The organism is Mesorhizobium sp. WSM4807, from assembly GCF_055811615.1.
On the sequence record NZ_JBVVQY010000037.1, the window covers coordinates 41630 to 47992 of the forward strand.

General features: G+C 64.1%; 6 protein-coding genes. 1 reads left to right on the plus strand and 5 read right to left on the minus strand.

All coding sequences use genetic code 11. The features are described 5' to 3' along the window. Positions 1-12 precede the first annotated feature (12 nt). The 5 genes from AC0L3N_RS30025 to AC0L3N_RS30045 form a co-directional block, all read right to left on the minus strand. The gene (locus AC0L3N_RS30025) at positions 13-1506 is read right to left on the minus strand and encodes a xylulokinase (protein WP_473551158.1); all 1494 of its coding nucleotides are present in this window, start codon (positions 1504-1506) and stop codon (positions 13-15) included. A gap of 19 nt (positions 1507-1525) precedes the next feature. Next, entirely contained in the window at positions 1526-2848 is a 1323-nt protein-coding gene (locus AC0L3N_RS30030; protein WP_473551159.1) for an NAD(P)H-dependent oxidoreductase, read from the minus strand. 363 nt (positions 2849-3211) lie between these two features. Beyond that, positions 3212-4318, minus strand: a complete 1107-nt coding sequence (locus AC0L3N_RS30035; RefSeq protein WP_473551161.1) for a mandelate racemase/muconate lactonizing enzyme family protein — start codon at positions 4316-4318, stop codon at positions 3212-3214. A gap of 60 nt (positions 4319-4378) precedes the next feature. Next, entirely contained in the window at positions 4379-5116 is a 738-nt protein-coding gene (locus tag AC0L3N_RS30040; protein WP_473551162.1) for a GntR family transcriptional regulator, read from the minus strand. Between the two features lie 108 nt (positions 5117-5224). Further along, on the minus strand, positions 5225-6013 hold the full coding sequence (locus AC0L3N_RS30045; RefSeq protein ID WP_473551164.1) for a HalD/BesD family halogenase: 789 nt from the start codon (positions 6011-6013) through the stop codon (positions 5225-5227). A gap of 102 nt (positions 6014-6115) precedes the next feature. Between AC0L3N_RS30045 and AC0L3N_RS30050 the strand changes: the two genes are divergently transcribed. Further along, the coding region (locus tag AC0L3N_RS30050; RefSeq protein WP_473551166.1) for a LysR family transcriptional regulator at positions 6116-6363 on the plus strand (248 nt) is incomplete at its 3' end.

Below are 6363 nucleotides of genomic sequence, written 5' to 3' on the forward strand. Positions count from 1 at the left end.
TAGGTCGTGAATTCACGCCGTCGTGTTGCCGAGCCGCACGTGGATAGCGCGCGTCGCCTGATAGAGGTCGCGGTAGATCGCCTTGCGCGTGCGGTAACCGGAGACCAGATCGCCGACGGGGTCGACGTGCCTGGTCGGCGGCACGGCCATAGCCTCGGCCGCCGTTTCGGGCGAGGCAAACCATCCGACGGCCGAAGCCGCCAGCATGGCGGCGCCGAGTGCTGCGGCTTCGTTGACCGGCGAGACGGAGAGCGGCCGCTCGAGTACGCTTGCCATGATCCGCATCAGCAGGTCGCAGTTGGTGCCGCCGCCGGCAGCTATTATCGCCGCCGGTTTGCCGCCGGCTTGAGTTTCCATTGCCTCGCTGGCGATCGCCTGCTCGAAGGCGATGCCTTCCAGGACCGCTCGAAAAAGGTGCTTCGGCTCATGGTCCAACGACAGGCCGACAATGGCGCCGCGCGCCGCGCCGTCCCAATAGGGGCTCATGACGCCGGCCCAATACGGCATGACAAGCAGTCCCTCGCTGCCGGCGGCAACGTCCACCGCCGCCTTCTCCAGCGCTGCGGCCGACGGCGCGCCGGTGGTGCGAACGATCCAGTCGACCAGTTGCATGCCGGAGCGCAGCACGGTCTCCAGCATGAACCCCGAGCCGGTGGGCGAGACCAGCGTTCGAAACGCGTCCGACGTCGCCATCCCATGGGAATAACAGCCGCTGACGACGCCTGAACCGAGCGAAAGATAGCTTTTGCCTTCGCCATAGACGCCCATGCCGAGTCCCATCGCCTGGCCGTCGCCGGCGCCGACGACAACAGGCGTGCCGGGCTTCAGGCCGGTCAGCCTGGCCACGCTTTGACTAAGCCTACCGCACATCGCGCCGGGCGCGACCAGTTGCGGCAACTGGTCCGGCCGCAGTCCTGCGGCCTCGACGAGCTCAGGGTGCCAAGTGCCATTCTTGATGTCGAGCAGCCCGAGCGGATCCGCACTTGCCGTGCTGGTGACCAGACTTCCGGTCAGCCGGTGGACGAAGAAGCCGTGCACGTCGACAAGTGCGGCTGCGTCGTCGAGCGCTTGCGGCTGGTGTTCGGCAAGCCAGGCGATCGCATAGAGCGCGGGCGTCGGGTCCGGCGGCTTGCCGCTCCAGTCGCGGATCGCCTCGCGGCCAAGTTCGGCCGACAGCCTGGTAACTTGCGGACGGGCGCGCTCGTCCAGCCACAGGATCGCCGGAATGAGCGGCTTGCCGGCATGATCGATCAGCGTAAAGGTCTCGCGCTGGTGGGCGATGGAGATCGCTGCCACCCGCGCAGCGCCAACCGCCTCAGTGACCTGCTTCAAGGCGCCGAGCAGTGCGGTCCACCAATGTTCGGCGTCCTGCTCGAAATGGCCGGGCTGGGGATTTGAAAGCGGATAGGCTTCGCGCGCCTGGAACAGCTCCTTGCCGTCGCGCGTGAAGGCAATCGCTTTCACGGCCGTGGTCGAGGCGTCGATCCCGATTACGACATCGTCCATCAGGCGGAAATCCAGCGATTTAGGCGGCGTTCGTAACGAACCGTCCGTCCGACTGGTCGAGACGACGGCGGATCTGGGTTATCACCATCGAATCGTCGGGTACACAATTTTCATAGGTGAGGAAGTCGCCTGTCTTGACCGGTTTGACCACCTTGGCGCGTTCGGCGAGGCCGAGCGGCAGGGCGCCACGGGCGCGTGCGTCTTCCCAGGTCATGGCGAAGCCGCGATAGTCGTTCTCGCCGATCATGCCGAGTGACTGGCCAGGGCCAAGCTCGCTCTTGGCAACCGCCACCGCCTCGGCGACTGGATGGTCGAGCGGCTCCATGTCGGCGCGCTTGTAGACCACGGCGCGCGCCGCCGACAGCGGCACTTCCAGGCTGGTCAGGTGGTAGGGGCGGAAGATCGTGAAATAGGGGCCCTTGCCGACTTTGAGGTCGATCATACGCTCCAGCACGCGCGGATGCCGGGTCTCGATGATGCAGAACACGCCGGGCGCCACGCCCTTGCCGATCGAATAATCGACCACGCCCTTGCGATGCAGCACGCCGCCATCCTCGCGCGGGCAGAGCACGCTGGCGAGCTCCTCTAGCGTCGCGGTCGGGCCGTGCATGCCCGGCACGTCGGGCACCAGGCCGGTAGCATTGGCGATCGCCACCATCTCGATCGCCGTCTTCGAACCGTCGACGAATTCGACCAGCATGCGCGCATTCATGTTGCGCTCGGCCGCCTCCTTCTCGTAGTCGGCCGGCATGGCGTCGATCTTCAGCGGATTGTTCTTGCCCTTGCCGGCGGCGATGATGTTGAAGCCGAGGCTCCTGGCAAAGCCGATGATCTCCAGCGTGCAGGCCGGTTCGTCGCCGGCCGCACCCGTATAGACCACGCCGGCCTTGCGCGCCTCTTCCTTGAGGAAGCGGCCAATGGTGATGTCGGCCTCGACGTTGAGCATGACGATGTGCTTGCCGTTCTTCATCACTTCGAGTGCAAACAGCGTGCCGATGTTGGGATTGCCTGTCGCGTCGATGATGACGTCGATGCGGCCTGCCGCCGCCAGCGCGTGCAAATCTTCGGTCACCGCGATCTTGCCGGCCTCGATGGCGCGGTCGATCGCCGCTGCATTGCCGGCTTGCACGATGTCCGAGCGGTCGTGGCCGGCGAGCAGCGCCGCATCGATCGCCGCCTGCGGCCTGACCTCGGAGATGGCGCCGATCCGCATGCCCGGCATCAGCGCCACCTGGACGACGATGTCGGTGCCCATCTGCCCGGCGCCGGCAAGCCCGATGGTGATCGGTCCCTGCTGTTCAGCGCGCTGCAAAAGTTCCGCTGCAAATTGCGGATGGGCCATTTCGCTTCCTCCAGTTCCTGACGCGCCGCAGCGTCGAAGTCATCATTTTGAACATTCCTATTTCCAAATGAAAAATATTTCAACCTGCAATTCGGCAGCCGTCCCCCAACATTCTGTGATTTCAATTTGTGCGCCCTTGGCATGCGGCTTGGCTGCACAGCAAGCTAAGGAGCGGAGAAGAAGGCGTGATCTTTAGTCTAGAATGCATACGGCGATGACCGAGACATCGCTTCTCGCAAGCGAGCAAGTGCGGCGATAGGTTGTTCCATGGCCGTTCAGCTGCCGGAGCGCCCAACGCTAACGAGGAGGCCGCGCAACAGACCAGCGCCAGGCGGCATGGTCGATCGGCGCACGCCAGTTATCTCAGCTGCCGACCTCGAAGAAGGGCGCGCCAAGCAGGTCGGGAACAACGTCGATGCCGAGGCCCGGCCCGTCCGGAATGCCCATTCGGCTTCCCGAAACCGGCGGCTTGTTCGATGCGGTGCGCACCGTCACCCATTCGTGGAAGGCAATGGCGTGCAGCCGGCGCTCCTCCGGCGTCGACAGCGACAGATGCGCCATGGCTGATGTGTCGATCTCGGCGCCGCCGGTGTCCTCGACAGTGATCATGAAGCCCAAATCGACGGCGAGGTCGCGGATCTGCCGCGTCTTGGTCACGCCGCCGAGCCGCGAGATTTTCAGCGTCAGCCCGTCGGCCGCGCCCTTGCGGTGGATATCGAGCATGTCGTCCAGCGAGGCTACGGATTCGTCGAGCACCATCGGCTTGTCGAGCGAGCGGCGCACCGACATGCATTCGTCGATCGTGGTGCAGGGCTGCTCGAACGTGTAGTCGATGGCGCGCGTCGCGTCAGTGAACTGGCGCGCCTGATAGGGCGTCCAGCCGGCATTGGCGTCGCAGAAGATCACCGTGCCCTTCGGCACCGAAACGGCGACTGCGGTGACGCGCTCGATGTCGTCATGGACGTTGCCGCCGACCTTGACCTGCAGCCGGTGGAACCCGTCCTTGACGATCCGCTTGGCCAGTGCAGCCATCGCGTCGACTGTGCCATGGGTGACGACCTTGTAGAGCTCCGCCGTCTCGCTCTCGCGCCCGCCGAGCAGCGTGACCAGCGGCACGTCGGCGGCGCGTGCCGCGAGATCCGAGCATGCCATGTCCAGCGCCGACTTGATGTAGGGATGGCCCTTGAACACCGTGTCCATCAGCCTGCCGATACTGGCCAACGCGCGAGGATCGTGCCCGAGCAGATGCGGTGCAATTTCGATGACGCCGGCGCGAACGCCGGCCGCGAATGCCGGCGAGTAGAAATTGCCAAGCGGCGCCATCTCGCCCCAGCCGGTCAGCCCGCTGTTGGAGGTGATGGCGACGATCACCGCGTCGAACGCGTCGGCGACACGCCCTTTCGACATACGGTAGGGCCCGTCCACGAAGGGCTGCACGACATGATAGGCCTTGATGGTTTTGATCTGCACGTTCTCTGTCCGTTGTCTGTGATGTCGCGGCGAAACTGCCAATTGGCGGCTTCTGTCGGCTCAGCTGCCGTCTGGTCGGTTGCGCGTCGGGCCAGCGCGATCGGCCTTGGCGCCCTTGGAGTCGCGCTGTTCGAGGCTGCGCGCATAGGCGAGCAGTTCTTCGAAATCGAGGTCGATATGCTCGCGGGCGTGGCGCTGGGCTGCGCCCATGTCGGCGCCCTTCAGCAGTTGCACATAGGTCTCGTGCATGTCTTCGGCAGGCACCGGCTCTTTGCGCGCCCGCTGGTGGAGGGCAAAATACATCTGCAGCCGGCTGGTCAGCCGCTGCCAGGTCTCGAGCAGAACCGAATTGTCGGCCCACTCATGGATCAGCCCATGCAGTTGCAGAGCCGTTTCGATCTGCCTTGTGGTGTCGCGGTCGCGCGTCGCCTGCTTTACCGCCTCGTGGCGCCGGTCGAGCTCGTCGAAGAAGCGCTGGTCGCGCAACGGCCAGGTCAGTTCGATGGCGAACTCATCCAGCACCTTGTTAAGCGAATAGGCGTCATCGATGTCCTTGGCGGTTACGTCGATGACAAAAGTTCCGGCGTAGGGAATGCTGGTCAGGATGCCTTCCTGCACCAGTTCGCGCATCGCCTCGCGCAGCGGCGCGCGGCTCACCCGCATCTGCTCGGCAATCCTGAGTTCGTTGAGCTTCTGCCCGGGTTCCAGCTGGCCGGTCAGGATCGCGCGCCTGAGCAGCGCCACGATCTCGGCGCGTCTTGTCGTATCTGCGATCGGAGCGAAATCCAGCTTCCCCATTCGGTCACTCCAGAAGGAACCGAAATCAAGACAAGCAGATTGTCGACAATCTAACAAGGCCCTATTTGTGAACTCGCGATTGCAGGCAGAATGTCGGCGCCTTCGGCCTCAGGCGGCCCGGCCGTAGAAGCCGATGCGCTCCTCGTCGCTGAACATCACGCCTAACTTCTCGTAGTAGGAGAACACCGCGATCATGCGCTCGTATTCGCCTTCGACAGTGGTCACGCGATGCGCGGTGTTCTTGCCGCGGAAGACGTTCAGCGTACCCGGCATCATGCGCAGTATCCTTGCCTCGGGGTCGCGTCCTTCGAGCAGCCTGGCGACGCCGTCGTAGTTGGGATTGTCGTCCGAGCGGAGATCGGTGCGGTATTCGAGATCGCCGCCGCGTTGCGCTGCCTGCAACAACAGGGTCGTGGTGAATTCCGAGCGATCGAAATGCCAGTTCAGCGCCTCGCCGGCGCGATAGGCCATCACATTGGTGCGCGCCAGCGGGTCCTGCATGACATGCAGTCGCGTCTTGCCCATCGCCGCCGCCAGGAAGCGCAGCAGCGGTTCGTATTCGTAAATGGCGAGCACGAGGCTGTCAGGAATTTGGTCGGCGCAGACCGTATGGCTGATGGTCTCGACCTTGCGCAGCGCGGGATGGTCCGGAGCGAGCTCCGGGATATCAGGCTTGAAGTAGATGTTGTGCATCCGCTTGTGCACGTGCGAGCGCGTCGCCATGACGGGCTGGATTTCCTGCACCGCCCGTTCGGCTACACCGGGCCGCAAAAAACCTTCGAGATTGAACATGCCGTCGGCCTCCAGCGCCGCAATCGAGGTCTTCACGAGGCGCTTCCACCCGGCGCTGCCTTCACGGTCGAGCGGGTACCGGTCCAGATCGAGAATATCTTTCATCGTCTCATGCTCCAAGGTTTGGACACAGAAGACGGCAAAAAAATCTTTCTCTCAACGGCGAAAATTATTAGTCTTCCGCAGGAAAAACTTATGGAACGCTCGATGGAACGGCTCCCCCCGCTGAACGCGATCAAGGCCTTCGAGGTCGCGGCGCGCACCGGCAGCTTCACCTTGGCCGCCACCGAACTCGGCGTCTCCTCGGCGGCGGTCAGCCAGCAGATCCGCAATCTCGAGACCTGGTTCGGCAAGCAGTTGTTCGTGCGCAGCGGCAACCGCATCGCGCTGACCGACGCCGGTCATGCGATCTATCCGCAGGCGGCGCGCGCCCTGGGCGACATCGCGGCGATCGG

Bases quoted from the DNA above. Each gene is read 5' to 3' on its own strand.
- AC0L3N_RS30030 (WP_473551159.1), bottom strand. From the start codon at position 2,848: ATGGCCCATCCGCAATTTGCAGCGGAACTTTTGCAGCGCGCTGAACAG.
- AC0L3N_RS30040 (WP_473551162.1), bottom strand. From the start codon at position 5,116: ATGGGGAAGCTGGATTTCGCTCCGATCGCAGATACGACAAGACGCGCC.
- AC0L3N_RS30025 (WP_473551158.1), bottom strand. From the start codon at position 1,506: ATGGACGATGTCGTAATCGGGATCGACGCCTCGACCACGGCCGTGAAA.
- AC0L3N_RS30045 (WP_473551164.1), bottom strand. From the start codon at position 6,013: ATGAAAGATATTCTCGATCTGGACCGGTACCCGCTCGACCGTGAAGGC.